Annotated in this window: 19 protein-coding genes; 18 read left to right on the top strand and 1 reads right to left on the bottom strand. The window is 67.0% G+C overall.

The window, feature by feature from the left end; genetic code table 11:
* Positions 1-4 precede the first annotated feature (4 nt).
* The 15 genes from AX681_RS14235 (at position 5) to AX681_RS14165 (ending at position 18,320) form a co-directional block, all read left to right on the top strand.
* Positions 5-1,231: a glycosyltransferase family 4 protein gene (locus AX681_RS14235; protein WP_066661503.1), complete on the top strand. Its 1,227-nt coding sequence runs from the start codon at positions 5-7 to the stop codon at positions 1,229-1,231.
* A complete protein-coding gene (locus tag AX681_RS14230) occupies positions 1,228-2,925 on the top strand; it encodes a heparinase II/III family protein (RefSeq protein WP_066661500.1) in 1,698 nt (565 codons plus the stop codon). Before AX681_RS14235 ends, AX681_RS14230 begins: the two co-directional genes overlap by 4 nt.
* A complete protein-coding gene (locus AX681_RS14225) occupies positions 2,926-5,013 on the top strand; it encodes a bi-domain-containing oxidoreductase (RefSeq protein ID WP_066661498.1) in 2,088 nt (695 codons plus the stop codon).
* On the top strand, positions 5,013-5,945 hold the full coding sequence (locus tag AX681_RS14220) for a glycosyltransferase family 2 protein (protein WP_082738012.1): 933 nt from the start codon (positions 5,013-5,015) through the stop codon (positions 5,943-5,945). Before AX681_RS14225 ends, AX681_RS14220 begins: the two co-directional genes overlap by 1 nt.
* Positions 5,942-7,099 carry a glycosyltransferase gene (locus AX681_RS14215; protein ID WP_066661496.1) on the top strand — a complete coding sequence of 386 codons (1,158 nt, stop codon included), beginning with the start codon at positions 5,942-5,944 and terminating at the stop codon, positions 7,097-7,099. Before AX681_RS14220 ends, AX681_RS14215 begins: the two co-directional genes overlap by 4 nt.
* A 72-nt stretch (positions 7,100-7,171) precedes the next feature.
* Positions 7,172-8,053: an FkbM family methyltransferase gene (locus AX681_RS14210; protein ID WP_066661494.1), complete on the top strand. Its 882-nt coding sequence runs from the start codon at positions 7,172-7,174 to the stop codon at positions 8,051-8,053.
* Positions 8,050-8,823 carry an FkbM family methyltransferase gene (locus AX681_RS14205; protein WP_066661492.1) on the top strand — a complete coding sequence of 258 codons (774 nt, stop codon included), beginning with the start codon at positions 8,050-8,052 and terminating at the stop codon, positions 8,821-8,823. The genes AX681_RS14210 and AX681_RS14205 overlap by 4 nt, the downstream gene beginning before the upstream one ends.
* Positions 8,816-9,997 carry a glycosyltransferase family 4 protein gene (locus tag AX681_RS14200; protein ID WP_066661490.1) on the top strand — a complete coding sequence of 394 codons (1,182 nt, stop codon included), beginning with the start codon at positions 8,816-8,818 and terminating at the stop codon, positions 9,995-9,997. The genes AX681_RS14205 and AX681_RS14200 overlap by 8 nt, the downstream gene beginning before the upstream one ends.
* Positions 9,981-11,054 carry a CgeB family protein gene (locus AX681_RS14195; RefSeq protein ID WP_066661486.1) on the top strand — a complete coding sequence of 358 codons (1,074 nt, stop codon included), beginning with the start codon at positions 9,981-9,983 and terminating at the stop codon, positions 11,052-11,054. The genes AX681_RS14200 and AX681_RS14195 overlap by 17 nt, the downstream gene beginning before the upstream one ends.
* A complete protein-coding gene (locus AX681_RS14190; protein ID WP_066661484.1) occupies positions 11,051-12,412 on the top strand; it encodes an oligosaccharide flippase family protein in 1,362 nt (453 codons plus the stop codon). The genes AX681_RS14195 and AX681_RS14190 overlap by 4 nt, the downstream gene beginning before the upstream one ends.
* Positions 12,405-13,388 carry an FkbM family methyltransferase gene (locus tag AX681_RS14185; RefSeq protein WP_082738010.1) on the top strand — a complete coding sequence of 328 codons (984 nt, stop codon included), beginning with the start codon at positions 12,405-12,407 and terminating at the stop codon, positions 13,386-13,388. Before AX681_RS14190 ends, AX681_RS14185 begins: the two co-directional genes overlap by 8 nt.
* A gap of 29 nt (positions 13,389-13,417) precedes the next feature.
* Positions 13,418-15,340, top strand: coding sequence for an asparagine synthase (glutamine-hydrolyzing) (gene asnB, locus AX681_RS14180; protein WP_066661478.1), 1,923 nt, complete (start codon positions 13,418-13,420; stop codon positions 15,338-15,340).
* Between the two features lie 54 nt (positions 15,341-15,394).
* Positions 15,395-16,219 carry an FkbM family methyltransferase gene (locus tag AX681_RS14175; RefSeq protein ID WP_066661475.1) on the top strand — a complete coding sequence of 275 codons (825 nt, stop codon included), beginning with the start codon at positions 15,395-15,397 and terminating at the stop codon, positions 16,217-16,219.
* A 5-nt stretch (positions 16,220-16,224) separates the two neighbouring features.
* A complete protein-coding gene (locus AX681_RS14170; RefSeq protein WP_066661472.1) occupies positions 16,225-17,085 on the top strand; it encodes an FkbM family methyltransferase in 861 nt (286 codons plus the stop codon).
* A gap of 8 nt (positions 17,086-17,093) precedes the next feature.
* Entirely contained in the window at positions 17,094-18,320 is a 1,227-nt protein-coding gene (locus AX681_RS14165) for a hypothetical protein (RefSeq protein ID WP_156442805.1), read from the top strand.
* A gap of 1 nt (position 18,321) precedes the next feature.
* Here AX681_RS14165 and AX681_RS14160 read toward each other — a convergent pair whose 3' ends face one another.
* Positions 18,322-19,419 (bottom strand): glycosyltransferase family 4 protein, encoded by a 1,098-nt coding sequence (locus AX681_RS14160; RefSeq protein ID WP_197421968.1) that lies wholly within the window; start codon positions 19,417-19,419, stop codon positions 18,322-18,324.
* A 183-nt stretch (positions 19,420-19,602) separates the two neighbouring features.
* Here AX681_RS14160 and AX681_RS14155 point away from each other — a divergent pair, with 183 nt between their 5' ends.
* The 3 genes from AX681_RS14155 (at position 19,603) to AX681_RS14145 (ending at position 24,030) form a co-directional block, all read left to right on the top strand.
* Entirely contained in the window at positions 19,603-21,000 is a 1,398-nt protein-coding gene (locus AX681_RS14155) for an O-antigen ligase family protein (RefSeq protein WP_066661467.1), read from the top strand.
* A gap of 46 nt (positions 21,001-21,046) precedes the next feature.
* The gene (locus AX681_RS14150; RefSeq protein WP_066661465.1) at positions 21,047-21,760 is read left to right on the top strand and encodes a polysaccharide biosynthesis/export family protein; all 714 of its coding nucleotides are present in this window, start codon (positions 21,047-21,049) and stop codon (positions 21,758-21,760) included.
* 89 nt (positions 21,761-21,849) lie between these two features.
* Complete coding sequence (locus AX681_RS14145) at positions 21,850-24,030, top strand: GumC family protein (protein ID WP_066682406.1); 2,181 nt, start codon at positions 21,850-21,852, stop codon at positions 24,028-24,030.
* Positions 24,031-24,036 lie beyond the last annotated feature (6 nt).

Below are 24,036 nucleotides of genomic sequence, written 5' to 3'. Positions count from 1 at the left end.
CGCGATGCAAATCCTCGTTCTTACCCATTATTACCCGCCCGAGGTGAACGCCCCCGCGTCGCGCCTGTCGGAGCATGCGCGCGTCTGGGCAGAGTCGGGGCATGAGGTGACCGTCGTCACCTGCGTCCCCAACCACCCCACCGGTCGCGCCTATCCCGGCTATCGCAACCGGCTGTGGCAGGAAGAGGAACGCGACGGGGTGCGCGTCATCCGGCTGTGGACCTGGCTTGCGGCCAATGAAGGCTTTCTGCCGCGCATCGCCAATTATGTGTCCTATCTGCTGTCGGTGCTGCTGTGGATGTGGCGGCTGCCCAAGACCGATGTCGTCCTCTCCACCTCCCCGCAATTCTTCTGCGGGCTCGCCGGATGGCTGCTCAAGCGCAAGCGGCGTCCGTGGGTGCTCGAAATCCGCGATCTTTGGCCCGAGAGCATCGTCACCGTCGGCGCGATGCAGCGCGGCGCGGCGATCAAGCTGCTCGAGGCGATCGAGGCCTTTGCCTATCGTCAGGCTGATCTGGTCGTGTCGGTCACCGACGGATTCGTGCCGCATATCCGCGAACGCCGGGGCGACGGACCGATCGCGGTGGTCAAGAACGGCGTCGATCTCACCACCTTCACCACCCCCGATGCGGCGGCGGAGGCCGAATTCCGCGCCGCGCACGGCCTGACCGACAAGTTCGTCGCCGCCTATGTCGGCACGCACGGCATGGCGCATAAGCTGGACACGGTGCTGGAGGCGGCGGAATTGCTGCGCGACCGCAGCGACATCGCCTTCCTGCTGGTCGGCGACGGGGCGGAGCGCGAGCGGCTGGTGGCCGAAGTCGCCGCGCGTGGCCTGTCGAACGTCGTGATGCTCGGCCAGCAGCCCAAATCGGCGATGCCCGGCATCTGGGCGGCGAGCGACGCGGCTCTGGTGCTGCTGCGCCGGGTCGACACGTTCAAGACGGTGATCCCATCCAAGATGTTCGAGGCAATGGCGATGGCCTGCCCGATGATCCTGGGGGTCGAGGGCGAGGCCAAGGCACTGATGGAAGCGGGTGGCGCGGGGATCGCGATCACGCCCGAATCGGCGGCGGAGCTGGCGGCGGCGGTGACGCGGCTGGCAGACGACCGGGCCTTTGCCGCACAGCTCGGCGAATCGGGCCGCAGCTTCGTCGCGCGTGAATTCGACCGCCGCGTCCTCGCCGAACGACTGCTGGGCGAGATGCAGGCGCTGGTGGCGGCACGATGAGCCGCCTCACCCGCCTACGCCGCAGCATCGCCTTTGCCCGCCATGTGCCGGTCGGTCAGCTGCTCGCCCGCGCGCGGTTGACGGTCCAGCGGCGTCGCTCGTTGAAAAGCCCGCCCAGCCTCGACGGCCTTGCGCCGGGTCAGCTCCAACCCGCGCCAAATCCGCCCGCTCCCCGCTTTCCACCGCGCACCGGACAGGTCGAGCGCACCGCCACTGGCTGGCGCTTCACCTTCCTTGGCCGCGCGGTCGATATGGGCGAGACGATCGACTGGGACGCCCCCGGCCCCGGCGTCGCCAACCAGCTGTGGCGGATGAACCTCCATTATATGGAGTATCTGGAGGGGCTCGACGCCGCTGCGGGCGTGGACCTGATCAACCAGTGGATCGCCGCCAACCCGCCCTGGCAGCCGGGTTACTGGCACGACAGCTGGAACAGCTACACGCTGTCGCTCCGTGTCGTCGTGTGGATGCAGCGGATTGCGGCGTGGGGTATCGACCGCGCCGATCCCGCACTCGGCCCGATCCATGCCAGCCTCGCGCAGCAACTGGCGTTCCTCGAACGCAATCTCGAACTCGACATTGGCGGCAACCACCTCGTCAAGAATATCAAGGCGTTGAGCTGGGGCGCGGCGTTCTTCTCTGGCGCAATCGCCGAACGCTGGCGTGCCCGGGCGCTCGACCTGCTCGACAAGGAACTCGCGCGGCAGGTGCTGGCCGATGGCGTGCATTATGAGCGCTCGCCGTCCTACCATGCGCAGGTGTTCGCCGACCTGATCGAGACGCGCGACGCGCTCGGCCCCGCAGCACCCCCAGCGCTCGACCGTGCCCTCGACGGCATGGCGCGCGCGACTGTCTTGCTCGCGCATCCCGATGGCGCCCCTGCGCTGTTCAACGATGCCGGGCTGACCATGGCCTATGCGCCCGTCGAGTGCCTGACCGCCTACACCGGCTCCACCGGGCGCGCGGTTCCGCAACCTCAGGGCGGCTTCGCGCTCCCGACCGCCGGCTATTTCGGGCTGCACACTCAACTCCTCACGCTGATCGCCGACCAGGGCCGGATCGGTCCCGACGACCTGCCCGCCCATGCGCATGGCGATATCGGCAGCATCGAGCTGTCGGTCGCGGGCCAGCGGATGATCGTCGATCAGGGCGTGTTCGAATATGTCCCCGGCACCCGCCGCGACCAGAGCCGCAGCGCGCACCATCACAATGTCCTCGCCATCGACGGCGCAGAACCGGCCGATTTCTTCGGTGCCTTCCGCTGCGGCCGCCGTCCGCGCGTCTGGGTGAGCGAGGCCGAGGTCCAGCCCGACGCGCTCACGCTGGCGGGTGGCCATGACGGCTATGCGCACCTTCCAGGCCGCCCGATTGTCAGCCGCCGGATCGAAGCGCACGGCGATACGATCCGCCTGCACGACCGGATCGAGGGCGCGGTATCGCACTCGGCCAGCTGGCGGATGCTGCTCCACCCGGAGTGCGAAGCGACACTCGACGGCACCACCGCAACGCTGCGCCGGGGCGATGCCCAGCTCACCATCCACGCATCGCAGCCACTGCGTCTCGAAGCTGCAACATGGTGGCCCGACATGGGCCACGAATCATCCACGCAACGTCTGTGCTTGACACTCCCGGACGGTTGTTTTGAGAGCGAGGTCATATTCATGGCCGCGTCGGTCGGGGAAAACGGGGCTTAAGTGAAACAGGTCGAACAAAATTATCGCAGCGGCGTGCTGCGCCTGATCGAAGCGCCGGTGCCGCGTTCGGGCCGTGGCCGCAATCTGGTCGCGACGCGCGTCTCGCTGATCAGCGCGGGGACCGAGAAGCAGATCATCGACCTCGCGCGCAGCTCGCTCGCAGGCAAGGCGATGGCGCGGCCCGATCTGGTGCGCAAGACGCTGCAAAAGGTCCGCAACGAAGGGCTGCTGCCCACGGTGCAGAAGGTGTTCGCCAAGCTCGATACTCCGATCCCGCTCGGCTACAGCCTCGCCGGAACGGTGGTCGAGGCGGGCGCCGAAGCGGGCGGCTATGCCGTCGGCGACCGCATCGCCTGTGCCGGCGCGGCCGTGGCCAACCACGCCGAATATAATGCGGTGCCCAAGAACCTGTCGGTCCGCATCCCCGCGGGCGTGTGCGACGAGGCGGCGAGCTTCGTCACGCTCGGCGCGATCGCGCTGCAGGGCGTGCGCGTCGCCAACCCCACGCTCGGCGAGCGCGTCGTCGTCATGGGGCTCGGCCTGATCGGCCAGCTCACCGTCCAGCTGCTAAAAGCCAATGGCTGCCGCGTGCTCGGCTTCGATCCCAATCCCGGCCGCGCCAAGCTTGCGCTGGAAATGGGCGCGGATGTCGCGGTCAGCGACGCGCTGGACGAGGCGGTGCGCGGCTTTACCGAGGGCTATGGCGCGGACGCCGTCATCGTCACCGCGTCGAGCAAATCCTCGAGCCCGCCCAATCAGGCCGCCGAGATCAGCCGGATGAAGGGCCGCGTCGTCATGGTCGGCCTGACCGGCATGGAGATCGAGCGCGAACCCTTCTACAAGCGCGAGCTCGATCTGCGCCTGTCGATGTCCTACGGCCCCGGGCGCCACGATCCGGCCTATGAGCTGGAGGGGCATGACTATCCGCTCGCCTATGTCCGCTGGACCGAACAGCGCAACATGCAGGCGTTTCTGGAGCTGGTCGCCGAAGGCCGCGTGACCCCGCTCAAGCTGGTCACCCACCGCTTCCCGATCGCCGAGGCGGAAGCGGCCTATAAGCTGATGGACACCGACGAGCCATTCCTCGCGATCCTGCTGACCTATCCCGAGAGCCCGGTGCCGATCGCGCGCTCGATCCCGGTCAATGCCTCGAGCGCGGCGACCGGGCGCGGCACCGCCTTCATCGGCTTCGGCAACTATGCCAAGTCGGTGCTGGTCCCCGCGCTCAAGAAAGCGAGCAAGGAGCGGCTGACCACCGTCGTCACCTCTACCGGCCTGTCGGCGCATGACGCCGCGCAGCGCGAGGGCTTCGCCAACGCCGCGACCGATCCGCAGACGGTGCTGGACGATGCCGACACCGATTGCGTGTTCATCGCGACGCGCCACGACAGCCATGCCAGCCTCGCCGCCGCTGCGCTGCGTGCGGGCAAGCATGTGTTCGTCGAAAAGCCACTGGCGCTCGACCATGAGCAGCTCGCCGATGTCGTTGCGGCGGCCGAAGGCGCACCGGGCGTGCTCACGGTCGGCTTCAACCGCCGCTTCGCCCCGATGATGATTGCGGCCAAGGCGGCGATCGCCTCGCGCGCCGGGCCGATCGCGATGCACTATCGCGTCAATGCCGGACATGTGCCGGGCGATAGCTGGCTGCACGGCGCACAGGGCGGCGGGCGCATCGTGGGCGAGGCGTGTCACTTCGTCGACGCGCTCACCTTCCTCGCCGGTGGCCCGCCGGTCTCGGTCAGCGCTTTCCGGCCAGAGGGAATCGACGACACGGTCTCCGCCGTGCTGCGCTTTGCCGACGGATCGACCGGCACGATCCTCTATTCCTCGCTCGGCGACTCGTCGTTGCCCAAGGAATATCTGGAGATTTTCGCGAGCGGCACGGTCGTGCGCCTCGACGATTTCCGCAAGCTGCACATCACCACCGGCGGCAAAACCAGCACGCAATCCGCCTCGGCGCAGGACAAGGGACAGGCGGGGCTGGTCAAGGCGTTCTACGCCGCTGCCCGCGACGGTGCCGCCGCGCCGATCCCGCTCGATGAACTGGTCGCCGTCAGCGAAGCGACGCTCGACATCGCCGGGGTGTGATGGACGCCGCCGCGCCTTCGATCACCGCGCTGATCATTTCCTTTAACGAGGAAGTGCATATCGCGCGGTGCATCGAGCGGATTCGTCCGCTGGTGCGGCGCATCGTCGTGGTCGACAGCTTTTCGACCGACCGTACGGTCGAGATCGCCAAGTCCTTGGGCGCGGATGTCTATCAGAACCCGTTCACGACGCATGGCGCGCAGGTGCAATGGGGTGCCGACAACACCGGCATCGACACCGACTGGATCCTGCGCATGGATTGCGACGAATATCTGGAGCCGGGCCTGCTCGACGCGCTGCGCAGCCGCACCCCGGCGCTGCCCGACGATGTGTCGGCGCTCGACCTCAAGCTCAAGGTGATCTTTCGCGGCAAGTTCATCCGCTGGGGCGGCTATTACCGCACCTGGCTGACGCGCATGTGGCGCCCGGGTCGCGCGCGGATGGAGAGCCGCTGGATGGACGAGAAATTGCTGATCGAGCGCGGCCGGGTCGAACGCATCATCGGCGGCGATCTGGTCGACGAGAATCTGCGCGACATCGGCTGGTGGACCGACAAGCATAACCGCTATGCGACGCTGCAGATGATCGATTTCGTGCTGCGCGAACAGGGCGTGGTGCGCGACCATGACGAGCCCGGCGCCGTGACGCCGGCGGCTAAGTTCAAGCGGTTCCTGCGCCACAAAGTCTATGGCGGGGCGCCGCTCTACCTGCGCGCGGTGCTCTATTTCGTGCAGCGTTATTTTCTGCGGCTCGGCTTTCTCGACGGACGACGCGGGTTCGTGTGGCATTCGCTGCACGGCTTCTGGTTCTTCATGCTGATGGACGCCAAGATCGACGAAGCGCGGATGCACATCGCCGCGCACGGGATCGACAGCTTCCCCGACTATTTGAAGTCGCGCTACGGCATCAACTTCGCGTGGCCCACGCCATGAGTGCGCGTCCGACGATCCTGATCCTGATCGGCGCCTTCTGGCCGGGGCATGAGGCTACGGGGCCGAACCTCAGCATCAAGGCGCTGTGCGAGACTTTGGCAGACCGCTTCGATTTCCGCATCGTCGCACGTGATCGTGCGTTCGGCGCGGCGGAGCCTTTGGTGGAGGCCGGGCGCTGGCACGATCTGGGCTATGCGAAAGCCCATTACCTCCCCGTCGGCCGCGCCGGGGCGCAGGGCCTGGCCAGGCTGCTGCGCGAAACGCCGCACGACATATTGCTGCTCAACGGCTTTTTCGACCGCGAGTTCACCATCCCCGCGCTGATCGCGCGCCGCCTGGGCCGCACATCGCGCGCGCGCGTCATCCTGTCGCCACGCGGCGAGTTTTCGGGCGGCGCGCTGGGGCTAAAAGGCGGGCGCAAGGCGGCCTATCGCCAGCTCGTTACCCTCGCCGGGCTGATGCGGGGCGTGACCTTCCACGTCACCAGCGAGGCGGAGCGTGCCGATGTCCGCGCCGCCTTCCCCGCGCATCGCATCGAACTGATCGGCAATGCCCGCCCGGCCTTCCCGCTTCCGACACACCGCCCGCGCGGTGAGGGCGAGCCGTTCCGCGCCGCGTTTCTCGGGCGCATCTCGCCGGTCAAGGGCCTCGACGTCGCGCTCGAAACGCTCGCGCAGGTGCGGTCGCCGGTCTCCTATTCAATCTATGGCCCGATCAGCGATCCCGCGCATTGGACACGCTGCCGCGACCTGATCGCCGCGCTGCCGCCGCATGTCACGGCCGAACATCGCGGCGAGCTCACCAATGCCGAGGTCGCCGAGGCGATGGCCGGGCAGGACCTGATGTTCATGCCGTCGCGCAGCGAGAATTTCGGCCACGCGATTTTTGAATCGCTGTGCTCGGGTACGCCCGTGCTGATCGGCACCGAAACGCCGTGGCGCAACCTTGCCGCCGATCAGGCCGGGTTCGACCTGCCACTTGCCGACCGCGCGGCGATGGCCGGGGCGATCGATACGCTGGCGCAACTGCCCGCCGGGGAGCTGGCAGCGTGGCGGCACGGTGCCCGCGCGCGCGCCGAAGCCTTCCTCGCCGGGAATGAGGCTGCGGCCGAGATGACCGCGCTGTTCCAGGAGCTTGCCGCCAGTGACGCTTGACCTTTGCGCACCTGTCTGCAATCCGCCGCGCGAGCTTCCGCACGCCCGTGCCGAAGGTCAGGGGGACCAGCATTGACCGGAACGACACCCCAGGGCGAGCTGCACCCGGGCGCTGCCGCACGCGCCGTGCGTGCGCTGCGCGGCCTGCGCCATCTGCGCGGCTGGGGATCGCTGGCCAACCGCCTGGCCGGCCCCACGGGCAGCTTCCGCGTCGCCAATGACGGGGTATGGGTCGAGGGCGAACTCAACTCCTTTGTCGAGCGACAGGCCTATCTGTTCGGGGGCTATGAGCGCGACGAGATCGCCGCCTTCCTCTCGCGCATCCCCGCCAACCGTCGCCGCACGATCCTCGACATCGGTGGCAATGTCGGCACCCATGCGCTGCAGTTTTCGCGCGCCTTTGGCCAGGTCCACAGCTTCGAACCGAACCCGCTGGTCTTCGGCCGGCTCCAGCGCAACCTCGCGCTCAACAACGCTACCAACGTCACCCCGCACCAGCTCGGCCTCGGCGCGGAGCCGGGCAGCTTCCAGCTCTACTCGCCCGCCGGCGACAATGGCGGCCTCGGCACGCTCGTCACCACCGACCAATATGACGCCCCGCTCGAAGCCGTCGCAACGGTGCAGGTCGAACAGGGCGACGCGCTGCTCGCCCGGTTGAACGTCGGTCCGGTCGATGCGATCAAGTGCGACGTGCAAGGCTTCGAGATTTCGGTGCTGCAGGGCTTGCAGGAAACCATCCGCCGCGACCGCCCGGTGCTGTGGATCGAACTCGGCGGTGGCGCTCGCATTGCTCCCGACGAAGCTGCGCAGATCGTCGCCCTCGTGCCCGAGCGCTCCCGCTTCTACCGCATCGCCGGGGTCCGCCACGGCGCAACCCATGGCATTGCGCTGCACGAGGTCGCGCCCGACGCGCTGATGGGCGGCGATTATGTGATCGTGCCGGAGCCCGCATGACCAGCCTTCGCACCCGCATCAACCGCATCGTCGGCCCGATCCTTGCCAACCGCACGACCGGCGTGATCGCCGCCAAGCTGCTGCGCGACCGCATCCCGCATCGCGGGCTGACCATCGACACCAGCGACCCCGTGGTAACGCCGGAGATCAAGGCGGCATTGCTGCTCGGCGGCTATGAGAGCGGCGAATATCGCTTCGTCCAGCGGCATTTGCCGCGCGATGTGGACGTGGTCGAGCTGGGCGGCAGCCTCGGCGTGATCAGCTGCACCACCCGCCGCGCGATCGCGCCCGAGCGGCGCATGGTGATCGTCGAGGCCGATCCGCGCCTCGCCCGCTCGCTGCGCCGCAACCTCGCGCTTAACGGCTGCGAGACCAACACGACCGTCGCCGAAGTCGCGATCAGCTATGGCGGCGGCGACACCGTCGCGTTCGCGATGGGCGAAAGCTCGGTGTCGGGCCGCATCGCCAGCGAAGCGCCGGACCTTCAGACGGTGCAGGTCCCCGCGCGCACCCTGTCGGGCCTGCTCGACGAACATGGCATCACGGATTTCGCGTTGATCAGCGATATCGAGGGGGTGGAGTGGCAGATATTGCGCCACGACCTCGACGCGCTTGCCCGCGCGCGCATCATCATCATGGAAACCCATGACAGCCGTGAGCATGGCACGCACCAGCAACTGGTCGCGACCCTGCTCGACAGCGGCCGTTTCCGCCTGCTCGACAGCCACGGCCCGGTCGTCGCGTTGCAACCGGTGACAGCCAATGGCTAAGGCGCGGCTGGCGATCGTGGTCACCCACCCGATCCAGCATTTCGTCCCCTTCTACCGCGCGCTCGCCGCGCGCGACGATCTCGACGTGCATCTGATCTTCGGCGCGCCGGTCGGGGTTCAGGCCTATTTCGACGAAGAGATGAACGCCGAGATTTCCTGGAACATGGAAATGCTCGGCGGCTACTCGCACGAATTCCTCGAAGACGCTCGCCCGGGCCAGCAGCCGAGCCCGAGTTGGCCGAGCAGCCCAAAGGTTGCCGAGCGGCTCGCCGCGTTCCGGCCCGACGCGGTGCTGCTCTACGGCTATAATCAGGCCAATGTCCGCCGCGCGCTCTGGTGGTGCGGACGCAACCGCGTGCCGGCGATGATCATCTCCGACAGCGAATTGCTGCAGGAGCGCGGCGGGCTAAAACAGGCGGTCAAGGCGCTGCTGGTGCGCCTTGTCTACTCGCGCATCTCCGCCTTCCTCTCGGTCGGCGACCGCAACGAGGACTATTACCGGCATTTCGGTGCCCCAGCCGACCGCATCTTCCGATCACCCTTCACGATCGACGAAGAGACGTACCGCGCCGCCCGCGCCAACCGCGCCGCGCTGCGGGCGCAGGTGCGCGCCGAATTCGGCATTCCCGAAGACGAGATGCTGGCGCTGTTCGTCGGCAAATTGTCAGCGCGCAAGCGGCCGCAGGACCTGATCGACGCGCTCGCCCGCTTCCATCCCGGCCACGGCATCGGCGCGCTGTTCGCGGGCAATGGCGAGCTGTTCGAGGAGCTGAAGACGCGCGCCGCCGCCGAAAGCCTGCCCGCGCGCTTCGCCGGCTTCGTCAATGTCGACCGCCTGCCCGCGCTCTATGCCGCCGCCGATGTGCTGGTGCACCCCTCGCAGGCCGACCCGCACCCGCTGATCACGTCGGAGGGCGCATGCATGGGCCTGCCGATGATCTATAGCGACCGGATCGGCGCGGTCGGGCCGACCGACATTGCGCGCGAAGGCGAGAATGTCATCGTCTATCCGTGCGGTGACACTGCGGCGCTGGCCGAGGCGCTGGCGATCCTCGCCGCCGATCCGGACAAGCGCGCGACGATGGCGCAGCGCTCGCTCGAGATTTTCGACGAACTCGACATGCGCCGCAGCGTGGGCGGCGTGATGGCCGCGCTTGATGCAGTCCGCCGCTGATCCCCGCCGCCCGATCCGCGCCGTCATGGCGACGGAATTCTGGCACGGCTCGACCGGCCGCGCGCTGGCGCAGGGGCTGCGCGGGCAGGGCTGGGATGTCGCCGAGGTCGATCTGGGATCCTATCTCGGCCGCGCGCACGGGCTGATCCACCGCATCGCCAACCGCCTGCTCACCGGCCATGGCATCGCCGCCTATAACCGCGAGATCCTCGACCACGCCGCGCGGATCGATGCGGAGGTGCTGGTCACGGTCAAGGGCAGCTACATCACCGCCGACACGCTCGCGGCGCTTCAGGCGCGCGGGGTGCGGACGGTCAATTTCTACCCCGATGTCGCCTATAATCACGACGGCTCGTCGCCCGAGGCCTATGCCCGCTACGACCAGATCGTGACGACCAAGAGCTATCATCTCGACCATCTGCGCGAAACCTATGGCCCGGAACGGACCGGCTTCGTCCACCACGGCTATGCGCCACACGTGCATGCCCGGCGGCATCACGGCGAAGTCCCCTATCGCTGGGATATTTCGCACATCGGCAATTTCTCGCCCTACAAGTTCGACTATATGCTCGCCGTTGCGCAAGCGTTTCCCGACCGCAGCATCGCGGTGATCGGCAATGGCTGGACCGGCCCGGCACAGGGGACCGCGCTCGAGCGCCATGTACTCGGCTATCCCCTGGTCGGCGACTATTTCGCCCGCGCGATCGAGGAAAGCCGCATCAACGTCGCGATGCACCACGGCCCGGTCCCGCCCGACGGGTGGCAGGACGTGACTTCCACCCGCACCTTCGAAATTCCCGCGTCCGGCGGCTTCATGCTGCACATCGACAATGACGAGGTGCGGTCGCTGTTCGTCCCGGGCGAAGAGATCGACGTATTCGCCGACGCCGCGTCGCTGTGCGAGCGGATCGGCCATTATCTGGAACATGACGACGCCCGTCGCCGGATTGCGCTGGCGGGTCACGCGCGCTGCGTGCCCGCCTACAGTCTCGACGCGCGCGCAGCGGAGCTCGCGGCGCATCTGCGCGCACGCGGCGTCGTGCGGAGCGACGCATGAGCCGTATCGCGTGGCTGCGCGCGCGGCTCACGCCTTCCTATCTGCTCGGGGCAAGCCCGATCGCAACCTGGCTGCGCGGTGCGGGCTGGATCTTCGGATCGTCGATGGTCGAGCGCGTGGCGGCGTTGGTCCAGACGATCCTGATCGCCCGCGCGATCGGCGTCGACGATTATGGCCGCTACGGGCTGCTGCTCAGCACCATCGCGCTCGCCTCCCCGATCGCCTCGCTGCAGCTGCCCTATTCGGTCATCTCGATCGTCTCGCGTTTCTCGGAGCGCGATCCCGAGCGCGCCGGCGCGGTGATGCTGCTCGCCGACCGGCTGACCTGGGGCCTGACCCTCGCCTTTCTCGCGCTCTGCCTGGTCTGGCCGGCGGGCCTGTCCAGCTGGCTGCTCGGGGAGAGCCAGCATGGCTGGGCGGTGATCTTCAGCGGGATCATCCTGCTCACCTCGGTCCAGGCGGGGCTGAGCGACGCGCTGCTGCAGGCGAAGCAGGAATTTCGCGTACTGGCGCTTGCCCGGTCCTGGACCGCTGCGGCAGCCTTCATGCTGCTCGTTCCCGTCGCGCTGTTCGCGCCCAGTCTGAACTATGTGATGGCAGCAGTCGCGGCGGCCAACCTTCTGCGCCTGCTCGCCGTCGCGATCCCCGCGCGGAGCCACCGGCGGGCACTGCGCACCGGCATATCGCTGCGCGGCGCGTTTGCGCACGCTGATCTGCTGCTCAGCTTTTCACTGCCGAGCGGATTATTGGCGGTGGTGCAGGGGGTGGCGGCCTGGATCGGCAACTACGCGCTGTCGCGCGTGCCGAGCGGCTTTACCGACCTCGCCGTGATCAACACGGGGGCGCAATGGCGGCTGCCGGTGCTGATGGTTCTGACCGCGCTCGCCTCGGCGGTGTTGCCCATGCTCGGCGCGTCGATCGGCGCGGGCCGCGCGCACGACACGGAGCGGCTTCAGCGCTACAATCTGCTGCTCAACCTCGCGCTGGCGACGGTCTTCAGCGCGATCACGATTGCCGCCTCCGGCCTGATCCTCGGCCTGTACGGTCCCGAATTCCGCGATCATCGCTACATGTTCGCGCTCGTCGTCATTGCCGTCATCCCGACCGTCTATTGCAATGTGCAGCAACAGCTGCTCGTCGCGCGCGGCCATATGTGGACGCAGTTGATGATATTCGTGCCCTATGCCGCGATCGTCATCGGCGGGACATTATGGGCCGGCAATGCCATCACGGGTGAGGCCCTTGCCTATATCCAACTGGGCGGTTGGATGGTAACCGCGCTCGTCATTGCTGCGCTGCGCTGGACGGAACGCAGCACGGCGCACCCGCAACCGGGAGGATCTAGGCCCGATGAGTGAAGTCAGCCTGTTTAAATCATTGAGCTCGGCGCGTTTTTGCGAGCGCACTGGTTTCAGCGCGATCGATATCGGCGCGCGGGGCGGGGTCGATTCCGCGATGCTTCCGCTCGCTTGGGCCACCGACATGATCGGCTTCGAACCCGAGCCGGGCGAAGCCGCCGCGCTGGCCGGGCGCGATCCTGCACCCTGGCGCAGCCGCACGATCCTGCCGGTCGCGGTCGGCGGGTTCGACGGACCGGCAACGCTGCACATCCCCCCGTCGCCGGAGAGCGCATCGCTGCTGCCGCACAATCAGGAAATGATCGCGTGGTTCGGCACCAGTGCCCAGCACCAGATCGATCAGCGCATCCCGGTTGACACCCGCTCGCTCGACGGACTCGCCGCCGAAGGCGCACTCACCGGGTGCGACTATCTGAAGATCGACGTGGAGGGGGCCGAAGGCGACATCCTGTCGGGCGGCGCGGCATTTCTGCGGTCGTGCCTGGCGATCCGGGTCGAGACGTCGTTTCTTGAGCAGCGCGTGAACCAGCCGCTGGCATGGGACATTGGCCGTCAGCTCGCCGATGCCGGATTTCTGGTTATCGACCTGATCGGCATTCAGCATTGGCGCAACCGGCAGCGTCCCGGTTTCCCCTATAGCAGCCGGGCCGCGATCCCCTGCTCGCGTCCGGTGATTGCGCAGGCGGATTACATCGCAGTGCGTGACTTCAGGTCGGTAACCGACCCTGTTATGGCGGCCAAGCTGGTGCTGGTGACGGCGGCGCTTGGCTATATCGACATGGCCGAAACCATGCTGAACCACCATCGCTCGGCGCTGGGCGAGCTGATGGCGGAAACCGGCATGAATCTGGAGGCGGACTTGGTCGCCGTTTCACAAGCGCTGGCCAAGCAGGGGCCGGGGCCGGCGATCTGGCAACGGGTGCGCGATCTGGTTCCGCTGGGCCGATCGCTGCTCGGCGGCCTTCCGGCGCGCTGAGCGGAAACGGAATTGGGGATCAACTAGGCATGTGCGGAATTCTGGGTTGGGTCGGCAAACGACCGCTGGAAGTCGAGCGGTATCGCGCTGCGCTCGACCTGATCGCGCATCGCGGCCCTGACGGGTCGGGCGAGTGGAGCGATGCCGAGGCGGGCGTGTGGTTCGGCCATCGCCGCCTGTCGATCATCGACCTGAGCCATGCCGGCGACCAGCCGATGCATTCGCCGGACGGTCGCTACGTCCTGATCTTCAACGGCGAAATCTACAATTATGTCGAGCTGCGGCAGGAGCTGATCGCGCTCGGCGCCAGCTTCACCTCGCACAGCGACAGCGAAGTGATCATCGAGGGGTATCGCGTCTGGGGCCGCAAGGTCGTCGACCGGCTGAACGGCATGTTCGCCTTCATGATCCTCGACCGTCAGGCGCGCACCATGTTCGGCGCGCGCGACCGCTATGGCGAAAAGCCGCTATTGTTCGCACGCGGCGACGGCTTCATCGCGTTCGGATCGGAATACAAGGCGTTGCTGACCCTGCCCGGCGTCGGGCGCGGTTACGACGATTTCCGCGTGCTGCGCGCGGCGGTGAACCCGAGCAAGGGGCTCGACGCCGACCGCCAGACGGTGTTCGACGCGGTCGAACAATTGCTGCCGGGTGAGGCGATCGCGTTCGACCTCCAGCGGCTCGAACCCGAAATCTGGCGCTATTACGCGCCGCGCTATGACGCCGGCCGCGCCACGATGAAGGACGCCGACGTCTTCTCCGAATTCCGCGAGCTGCTGATCGATTCGGTCCGCATCCGCCTGCGCAGCGACGTGCCGGTGGGGTCGTGCCTGTCGGGCGGGCTCGATTCCAGCGCGATCGTGTGCATCGCGCGTCAGCTGGTCGGTGACGATGCCGAGTACAACACCTTCACCGGCCATTTCCCCGGCACCCCGGCGGACGAGTATCACTTCGCCAAGGTCGTGATCGACGCGACCAGGGTGAAGAGCCATCTGGTCGAACCGACGGTCGACCGGCTGATCGACGACCTGCCCGACTTCATCTGGCACAATGAGCTGCCGACCGGCGGGTCGAGCCAGTTCGCGCAATGGTGCGTGTTCCACCTCGCCAAGCAGCATAACGTCACCGTGCTGCTCGACGGTCAGGGGTCGGACGAGCTGCTCGGCGGCTATGAGACCTATTTCGCGCTCTATCTCGACAGCCTCCGCGAAACCGGCGACCGCGCGCGGCTCGACGCAGAGATGCCGCAGATCGAGGCGCGCTATCCCGGCGTGCTCACCCCGCCGGCACGCGCGCTGCGCGACCGCCTGCCCTTCCGCCTGCGCCACCTGCTCGCCAACCGTTTCGGCATGGGGTCGAGCGTGCTCTATGCGATCGAACCGGGCGTGGCGCAGCAGATCATGGCGCAGAACGACCGCGTGCGGCAGGACGCATTCCATCCGCTCGCCAGCGCGCTGGCCGAGGACAGTTTCGGCGGATATCTGACGACCTTGCTGCGCTATGGCGACCGCAATTCGATGGCGCATTCGCGCGAAGTGCGCCTGCCCTTCTGCGACCACCGCCTTGCCGATTTCGCGCTGTCGCTGCCGCCGCACCTGCTGATGGGAGAGGTGCAGACCAAGCGCGTGCTGCGCGAGGCGATGCGCGGCATCCTGCCCGAGGATATTCGCGCGCGCTGGCGCAAACAGGGGTTCAACCCCCCGCAGGATCTGTGGTTCAAGTCACCGCGCCTGCAAACCATGGTCCGCGACCTGTTCGCCTCGCAGAGCTTCCGCCAGTCGCCTTATTGGCAGGCAGGCTATTGGGACAAGATTCTCGATCGTGCCGTTGCGGGGGAGGCCGGGCTCGGCTGGATCCTGTGGCAGCCGTTCATCGTCGAAAGCTGGCGCCGCGAATTCTTCGACCGGCTCGACAGCGCCGCTCCTGCCCCAAGTCTTCGCACGGCCGCGTAATTCAGGCCGTTCTCCACCGCGTTTCCACCCCTCGCAGACCGCAAGGTTCTCTTCATGCTGAATGCCAAATCGCGCCATCATCTGCTCCAGCGCATCTTCTGGAACCCGGTCGGCGCACGCTTTGCCCGCGCCTTCATTCGGTTCAGCCGCAAGTTCGACGTGGTCGTCCGCAATTATTCGCTGAATGGCGAGACCAATGGTGAGCGCTGGCTGCTGACGCTGATGGATCCGGCCCCGACCGTGATCGATGTCGGCTTTCATGACGGCGCCTCGACCGCCGAGATGCTGAAGGCGCGGCCACAGGGCAAGGTCGTCGGCTTTGACCCCTCGCGCTTCGCCGCCGAGCGCTATGCCGCCGATTTCGCGCAGGATGCCCGCGTCACCTTCGTCAACCAGGGTCTCGCCGCCGAGCCGGGCGAGCTTGAGTTCCACGATTACGAAAACATGTGCAACAGCCTCGCCCCGCGCAAGGAACTGCCGGGCGAAGTGCCGACCACCTACAAGGTGCCGATCACCACGCTCGATGCCTGGTGCGCGGAAAACGGCGTCGATCACGTCAACTTCATGAAGGTCGATGCCGAGGGCTATGACCTCCACGTCCTCGAAGGCGCGAAGAAGCTGCTGGAAGAACAGAAGATCGACCTGTTCATGTTCGAATTCGCCAGCGGCTGGACCGCGTCGAAGCGCTATCTGTGGGAGGTCGACGAATATTTCGCGCCGCTCCCGTACAAGCTCTATCACCTGTTCAACGGCTTCCTGACGCCGCTGACCTATGAGGTGGAGCGCGATTCCTGCACGACGCGCTACGCCATGTATGTCGGCGTCAGCGACCAGCGGATGGCGCGCGGCGACATTCCCGTGCGCGATTACGGGCTCTGATCGTCATGGCTATCGAACACGCCGTCATCGCCCTTGCCACCGCGCTTCCGCGCGGCGGGCACAGCCTGATCAAGCTGCTCCGCCCGGTGCTGCCGGGGCTGCGCCACTATCCCGCGAAGCTCAAGTCGAGCAGCATGACGCTGCGCGGCGATCTCGCGCTCAACGTCTTCTACCCGCTCGCCGTCCATGGCTATTACACGCACCAGACGGTCGAGGACGACGTCATCGCCTGGGTCGCCCGCGACGCGCGCGTGATCGCCGATGTCGGCGGCAACATCGGCTACATCACCGCGCTGATGGCGAGTGCCGCGCCGAATGCGAAGATCGTCGCGTTCGAACCGCTGCCTTTGTGCCAGCCCTATCTGGCGCAGGTCGCCGCGCACTATCCCGGCGTATCGATCGTGGCGAAGGCACTCGGTGCAGAGCCGGGCACCGCCGAGTTCAGCCTGCGCCCGCAGGTCGATCGCTCGTCCTTCTCGGGCAGCGGCGACACCAATGCCGAGCTGTTGCAGGTGCCGGTGACCACGCTCGACATCGAATTGGCCGGGCAGGATGTCGACCTGATCAAGATCGACGTCGAGGGGTTCGAGGATGTGGTGCTGGCGGGCGCGCACGACACCGTCGCGCGCTGCCGCCCGTTCGTGGTGTTCGAAGCCTATGAGACCGACGTGCTGCGCCGCGTGCTCGCCTTTTTCGAGCAGGTCGGCGGCGATTACGCCATCTACCGCATCGCCGAAAATGGCGCGCTCCGCCTGCTCGCCGACCATGAGCGGCAGGATGACGAAACCTGCAACTTCGTCGCCTGGCCCCCGCACCGCCCGCTGCCCGAGGGTCTGCGCGTCCCCGCCAGCTACGCACGCCCCTGAGCACGCCCATGCGCTGCGTCTTCGTTTCCGACATGTCGCCGGCGCTGGGGCATGTCTATGGCTTGCGGGTCATCTCGCTCGCCCGCGCGATGGCGGCGCGGGGGCATCAGGTACTGGTGCTTGCGCCGGTCGCCGACCCGGATTCGCCCGGCGAAGATGCGCGGAGCATCGCCGCCAAGATCGCCGCACAGGACTGGTCCACCCCGCTCCTGCTCGAACTCGCACCGCGTGGCTATCCGCTGTTGCGGCTTCAGCGCGCGCAATCGGTCCCGGCCCCGCTCCGGCGCCTGCTCACCGCCTGGATGATCGCGGTCGAAGGCGGCGTGCATGGCGACTGGGTCGCGGCGGTGCGTGCTGCCCAGCCGGCGATCCTGCAGGGTTTCACCCCCGACATCGTCTGGGCCAATTTCGGCAATTTGAGCAACCTCGTCGCCGGCCAGCAGCTGGCGCATGCGGCGGGCGTGCCCTGGACGATCGACTTCAAGGACAATTTCGCCAATTATGTCCCGGGCCGGCTGCACGGCGTGCTGCAACGCCGCTTCGCCGATGCCGCCGCCTTCACTAGCAACGCCGAACTGCACGCGGGCTTCGCCGCTCAGTGGTTCACCCAGCCGCATGCAGTGATCTATTCGAGCGTCGCCCCGGACATGATCGCCGCACCGGACAGCCGTCCGCGCAGCGACCGCTTCCTCGTGACGCTGATCGGCAGCACCTATACCGATGATTTTCTGACGCGCTTCATGCGCGGCTTTGCCAGCTGGGTCGAAGCGGGCGGTGCCGAGCGGCGCGACGCCACGCTGTTCCATTATGCCGGAGCGGCGGACGGCAATGTCCGCGCCGCCATCGCGCGCGCGAACCTGAACTGCGCCGCCAGCGTCGAGCGCAACGTCCCGCACGACCGACTGGCGAAATTGTGTCACGATGCAGCCGTCAATTGCTACATCTGGTCCACCTTCACCTTCCACCACAAGGCGCTGGAGCTGATGGCATGCCGCCGTCCGCTGATCGCGTTCCCCGGTGAATATCCCGAAACCAAGGCCTTGGCCGCGCGCGTGGACGGCGATCTACGCATCTGCTCGGACGAAGCACAGCTCGCCACTGCGCTCGATGCCGTCTGGGATGCGTGGCGCGCTGGAGCGATCCCCGCGACCGACCCCGATCTGTCATCGGTCACCTGGGAGGCAGGCGCGGCGCAGCTCGAACGCGTTCTGGCAACCGCGATCGCAGCGCGCTGAACTACGCCACCAATCGGGTGAGCAGATCGGCAATCCGCGCGCGATAGGCGGGCAGCGCGAAGTAATCGAGGCCGTCGGGCACGCCCTTGGGCTGGTCGAGCGCGCGTAGCACCGCCGCCTTGAGCGCGACGCGATCGCGCGGATCGACGGCCTGGCCCAGCTTGCCCTCGCGCACCGCCTCGCGTCCGCCGTCGAGGTCGCTGGCGACCGTCGGGATGCCGCACGCCATCGCCTCGAGGAACACGAAGCCGAACCCCTCACCCGTGCTCGGCATCGCATAGACGTCGGCCAGGCGGTAGGTCGCGACCTTCTCCTCCTCGGGCACCATCCCGGCGAACACGACGCGGTCGGCCACCCCCAGCGCCGCCGCCTTGGCCTCCAGCCGCGCGCGATCATCGCCCTTGCCCGCGATCAGGTAGCTGATGTCGGGCGCCAGTTCGGGGAGCAGTTCGATGATCTCGTCAAACCCCTTGTACCGCTCCTCCGGGTCGAGCCGGCCGAGCGTCAGGATCACGCGCTTGCCAGAGAGGCCATAGCGCGCCTCCAGCGCCGGATCGCGCGGCCCCGGGGCATAGCCGGCAAAGTCCATCGCATTGGGGATCACCATGCAGCGCGCGGGATCGACGGGGCACCAGCTGCGGAACCGCCCCAGGGTCAGCGCGCTCACGCTCACGATCGCATCGGCGCGCAGCCCGAAGAAGCGCCGCCGCGGCGTCGCTGCGGCGGGCCAGGCATCGATGCCGTGCAGACACAGTGCCCAGCGTGCGCGCGTCAGCTTCGCGGCCAGCCATGCCACCGGAGCCAGGTTGATATGCGGCACGATGATCGCATCGATTCGACCGGTCAGCACATGCCGCAACACCGCGCGCAGATAGGCTCCGCGCCCGCTCAGTCCGCTGAGGTCATAGGTCAGCTTGGCCGGCAACGGCCCGATTTCGCCATCGGCGATCCGCGGGGGGCACAGGATTTCGGCGACACGGTCATCGGCGTCGAGCGCCTCGATCAGATTGCGGCTGAACAGCGCGATGCCGCCATGTCCGCCATAGGCATCGGTCGCGAGATAAAGGACGCGCAGTCCGCGACGCGGGCGATCGACCAAGTTCAGCTCCTCTGCGATCCGGCCCGCGCGTGGCCCCATCGTCACGCGACCTAACCCGCTTGCGGTGAATTGCAAGCGCCCGACGCCGCGCGCGCTTGGCAAGGCTGGTGGCGATGGTTAAGGACCGCGCTGCGCCGTCGAACAAGGGGATGCGGGGTTTTGTTCAATTCCAGTCGACCAGGCATGCTCTATGCTGCCTTGGCCGTCTTGGCCGCGGCGATCCTGTTCGGCGGGGCGTCGCGGATCGAGACCGGGGGGGCGTTCCTTACCCGGCTGGTCACGCTCGGCGCGTTCGTGTGGCTGGTGTGGCAGCGCGGATCGACCATGATCCGGATCGAACGTCCGGCAGCACTGATCTGGGTTGCCGTCATCGCTCTCGTGCTGATCCAGCTCATTCCACTGCCCTACGCGCTGTGGACCGCCCTGCCCGGCCGCGAATTGGCCAAAGCCGCAGTCGATCTGGTCGGCGAACAACCCTGGGGCGCGATCAGCCTGACGCCGCTACGCACGCTCGATGCACTGCTGATGCTGCTCTGCGCCTTTGTCGCCTATGTTCTCGGGTCACAGCTGGATGCCGCCGGGCGGACGACCCTGCTCACGGCCGTGCTCGGCTTGATGGTGGTCAGCGCCCTGCTCGCCATCGCCCAGTTCCTGTCAGGCGACCAAAGCCCGCTCTATTTTTACGCGATCACCAATCGCGACGCGGGGGTCGGTTTCTTTTCCAATGCCAACCATCTCGCCAATTTCATGAGCGGGGGCATCGTTCTGGTTGGCTGGTGGCTCGCCCAGCGCGCCTCGGATCGGCGCCGCCCATCAACGGGCGAGCTGTTCACCGCCGGCATCGTCATCCTGCTGTTTCTCGCCGCGATCTTTACCAGCGCTTCGCGCGCGGCGACCGTGTTCGCGCTGATCGCGCTGGTGTTCGCGGCGACCTTCGTGCCGTTCCGCCAATTGGGGATCAGCCCCAGACTGGCGCTCGGCGGCGGGCTGTCGGTCCTGGCGGCGGGCGGCGCGGTCGTCGCGCTGCTGCTGACCGGGGTGATCGGGAACGGTGCCTTCTCGTTTAGCGGCGGCGAATCGGAGCGGGTTGCGCTGGTGCCGCAGTTGCTGGGCATTGCGCGCGATTTCCTGCCGTTCGGGACCGGTGTGGGCAGCTTCGACCCGATCTATCGCAGCTACGAAACGCGGGACGGACTGCAGTTCGCCTATCTCAACCAGGCGCATAATGAATATCTTCAGGTCCTCATCGAATTCGGCGTGTTCGGTGCGGTCGCGCTCGCCGCGGGTCTGATCTGGTATGTGTGCCGGGCGTGGCAGGCGTTTCGGGTCGAGCCCGAAAGCCGCACCATCAACCGGCAGCAGCGCGCCGCCGCGATGGTGATGGTCTTCGTGATCCTGCATTCGGCGGGCGATTATCCGCTCCGCACCGATGGTTTTGCGGTTTATTTCGCACTGCTCTGCGCCCTGCTGACCCCGCCCATCGCCGCCTCACGGGGCAGCGCGGGGCGGATCGGACGGGCGTCGGGGCCGCGCATCGACAACATGATCCCGGGGGTTTCCTATTCGCAATCGCACCCCTAAAGATGGGCGCCGCAGGGGTATGCGGCGCGCAGCTCGACACCATTTGATGGAGGCCGTTATCAACGCCCGGTTCCTTACCCTAATGACGCTGGCCGGTGCCCTTTCGGCATGTGCGGGCAAGCCCAATTTCAAGCCTGAGCTGGCGACGACGGCACAGGTTGCCGAAGGGCTGCCGGCACCGACCGCGGCCGACACCGCGCCGCGCCAGCGTGCGCCGCGCATCGGTGCCTTCGACAAGCTGACCGTCAGCGTGTTCGGCGTGCCCGAACTGACGACGTCGGGCACGGTCGATGCCAGCGGCACGTTCAACCTGCCGCTGGTCGGTGCCGTGCCTGCCGAAGGCCTCACCTCGAGCGAGCTGGCCGCCGATCTGCGCCAGCGCTACGCCCGCTATGTCCGCGATCCGCAGGTGAATGTCGTGATCGACCAGGCGGTGAGCCAGCAGGTGACGATCGACGGCGCCGTCGCGCGCCCCGGCGTCTATCAGGTGTCGGGCGAAACCACGCTGATGCGCGCCATCGCGATCTCGGGCGGCCTGACCGAAGACGCGCTGAAGCGCGAGGTGCTGGTGTTCCGCACGGTGCAGGGCAAGCGCATGGTCGCCCGCTTCGACATGAACGAGATTCGTGGTGCCCGCGCCGAGGATCCTGCCGTGTTCGGCAATGACGTGATCGTGGTGGGCAACAACGCCAACAGGTCGCTGTTCCAGGACGCGATCCAGGCCGCTCCGCTGCTCAGTCTCTTCTATCTTCTCCGTTAAGGGTTCGACCTTCCATGAACGACGTCACTGCGCAGCCCCGTCCCCCGGAAGGGCGACAGTCTGGTGCGAACGGAAATTCGGCGGACCCGATGCTTACCGCGCTCGTCCAGGACGAGCGGCGCGAAAGCCCGCTGACCTATTATCTTCAGGTGCTGCTGCGTCGGCGCTGGTTCATCGTCGCCACGGTGCTGATCGCGATCGCGCTTGCGGTGTATATCAACGCGACCACGGTGCGCCTGTACCGTTCGACCGGCTCGATCGAAATCGCGCGTGAAGCAGCACGCGTGGTCAATGCCGACGACGGGTCGGCAAGGCCCGCATTCTATTCGCAGGAATTCTACCAGACCCAATATGGCCTGCTGAAGAGCCGCGCGCTGGCCGAACTGGTGGTGCGCAAGCTCAACCTCGCGAACAATCCGACCTTCATGTACGGCTATTCTGGCCGAGAGCCCGGCGAACGGCCCCGCGCACTGGGGGCGGAACAGCGCAAGAATCTCGAACGCGCGGCCGCCGGCATGCTGATGGCGAACCTGACGATCGAACCGACCCGTTCGTCCAGCCTCGTCACGATCAGCTTCGACAGCCCCGATCCCCAGCTTTCGGCACGGATCGTCAACACGCTGTCCGAAGCGTTCATCGAACAGAATCTGGCGCGTCGCTTCGCCGCGTCCAGCTATGCCCGCAAATATCTCGAGGACCGCATCGCGCAGACGCGCCAGCGGCTTGAGGAATCCGAACGCAAGATCGTCGATTATGCGTCGGATCAGCGCATCATCAACCTCGATGCTCCCGTCCAGAAGGAAGGCGGCGGCACGACCGCGGCACCCTCGCTGGTCGGGACCGAACTCGGCGCGCTCAGCTCCGCGCTGACCACGGCCAAGGCCGAACGCATCGCCGCCGAGGCGCGTTACAACGAAGCCCGCAAGAGCGGCCCGCTCGCCGCGTCGGAGGGGCTGAGCGACAACACCATCACGGCGCTGCGCGGTCAGCGCGCGGAACTGATGGGCGAATATTCGAAGCTGCTCGCGCGGTTCGAACCCGAATATCCCGCCGCGCAGGCGCTCAAGCGCCAGATCGACGAGATCGATCGCCAGCTGCGGTCGCAGGGCGGCAACGTCCTCGCCTCGCTGCGGTCGAACTATGAGGCGGCCGCCGCGCGCGAAGCCCAGCTGCAGGCCCAGGTCGACGGGCTCAAGGACGGCGTGCTCGACCTGCGCCGCCGCTCGATCCAGTACAATATCTACCAGCGCGACGCCGACACCAACCGCTCGCTCTATGACGCGCTGCTGCAGCGCTACAAGGAGATCGGTGTGGCCGGCGGCGTCGGGACCAACAATGTCTCGATCGTCGATACCGCGCTGCCGTCCTACGGCCCGATCAAGCCGCGCACGACGATGAACCTGTTGCTCGCAACCATGCTCGGCCTGTTCCTCGGCGCTGCGCTCGCGTTCCTCGTCGAACAGCTCGACCAGTCGATCATGGCGCCGGACGATCTGGAGTGGAAGCTCGGCATCCCGCTGCTGGGCAGCATCCCGCGCCTGCCCGATGCGGAAAACCTGCTCGAGGTGATGGAGGACCGCCGCACGCCGCTGGCCGAATCCTATCTGTCGCTGTTTACGGCACTGCGCTTCACGACCAGCCATGGTGCGCCGCGCGTGATCTTCATGACGAGCTCGCGCGCAGCGGAAGGCAAGTCGACCAGCTCGGTCGCGCTCGCCCGCAACTTCGCACAGCTGGGCAAGAAGGTGCTGCTGATCGACGCCGACATGCGCGACCCGTCGATTCACCACATGCTCAAGCTCACCAACAGCGGTGGCCTGACCAACGTGCTGGCGGGTGCCGAGGACATCAAGCGCTTCATTCAGCAGGGTCCGCACCCGGATATGGCGGTGATGACCGCCGGTCCGATCCCGCCCAACCCGGCCGAGCTGCTCGCCGGCCCGAACCTGCCGCTGGCGTTCGAGACCCTGCTCAAGACCTTCGACCATATCGTGATCGACGGTCCGCCGGTGCTGGGCCTCGCCGACGCGCCGCTGATCGCCAACTATGCCGAAGCGACGGTGTTCGTGATCGCGTCGAAGCAGACCCGGACCAAGGTGGTGCGCGTGTCGCTGCGTCGTCTGGCCGACGTCAATGCCCGCATCATCGGCGCAGTGCTCACCAAGTTCGACGCCAAGACCTCCGGCTACAGCTACGCCTACAGCTATGAATATGGCGAGCGTCGCAACCGCCAGGGCAAGACCCTCGCGCGCCGGATTCTCCGCGGCTGAACGGAT

It is taken from the genome of Sphingomonas sp. CCH9-E2, from assembly GCF_001557215.1.
Taxonomy (GTDB): domain Bacteria; phylum Pseudomonadota; class Alphaproteobacteria; order Sphingomonadales; family Sphingomonadaceae; genus Sphingomonas.
Note: the sequence above shows the minus strand (reverse complement) of the source record. Positions and strands in the feature narration are given on the sequence as shown.

Bases quoted from the DNA above. Each gene is read 5' to 3' on its own strand.
- AX681_RS14205 (WP_066661492.1), top strand. From the start codon at position 8,050: ATGACCAGCCTTCGCACCCGCATCAACCGCATCGTCGGCCCGATCCTT.
- AX681_RS14170 (WP_066661472.1), top strand. From the start codon at position 16,225: ATGGCTATCGAACACGCCGTCATCGCCCTTGCCACCGCGCTTCCGCGC.
- AX681_RS14195 (WP_066661486.1), top strand. From the start codon at position 9,981: ATGCAGTCCGCCGCTGATCCCCGCCGCCCGATCCGCGCCGTCATGGCG.
- AX681_RS14230 (WP_066661500.1), top strand. From the start codon at position 1,228: ATGAGCCGCCTCACCCGCCTACGCCGCAGCATCGCCTTTGCCCGCCAT.
- AX681_RS14165 (WP_156442805.1), top strand. From the start codon at position 17,094: ATGCGCTGCGTCTTCGTTTCCGACATGTCGCCGGCGCTGGGGCATGTC.
- AX681_RS14190 (WP_066661484.1), top strand. From the start codon at position 11,051: ATGAGCCGTATCGCGTGGCTGCGCGCGCGGCTCACGCCTTCCTATCTG.
- AX681_RS14155 (WP_066661467.1), top strand. From the start codon at position 19,603: ATGCTCTATGCTGCCTTGGCCGTCTTGGCCGCGGCGATCCTGTTCGGC.
- AX681_RS14200 (WP_066661490.1), top strand. From the start codon at position 8,816: ATGGCTAAGGCGCGGCTGGCGATCGTGGTCACCCACCCGATCCAGCAT.
- AX681_RS14185 (WP_082738010.1), top strand. From the start codon at position 12,405: ATGAGTGAAGTCAGCCTGTTTAAATCATTGAGCTCGGCGCGTTTTTGC.
- AX681_RS14145 (WP_066682406.1), top strand. From the start codon at position 21,850: ATGCTTACCGCGCTCGTCCAGGACGAGCGGCGCGAAAGCCCGCTGACC.
- AX681_RS14215 (WP_066661496.1), top strand. From the start codon at position 5,942: ATGAGTGCGCGTCCGACGATCCTGATCCTGATCGGCGCCTTCTGGCCG.
- AX681_RS14220 (WP_082738012.1), top strand. From the start codon at position 5,013: ATGGACGCCGCCGCGCCTTCGATCACCGCGCTGATCATTTCCTTTAAC.
- AX681_RS14150 (WP_066661465.1), top strand. From the start codon at position 21,047: ATGGAGGCCGTTATCAACGCCCGGTTCCTTACCCTAATGACGCTGGCC.
- AX681_RS14235 (WP_066661503.1), top strand. From the start codon at position 5: ATGCAAATCCTCGTTCTTACCCATTATTACCCGCCCGAGGTGAACGCC.
- asnB (WP_066661478.1), top strand. From the start codon at position 13,418: ATGTGCGGAATTCTGGGTTGGGTCGGCAAACGACCGCTGGAAGTCGAG.
- AX681_RS14175 (WP_066661475.1), top strand. From the start codon at position 15,395: ATGCTGAATGCCAAATCGCGCCATCATCTGCTCCAGCGCATCTTCTGG.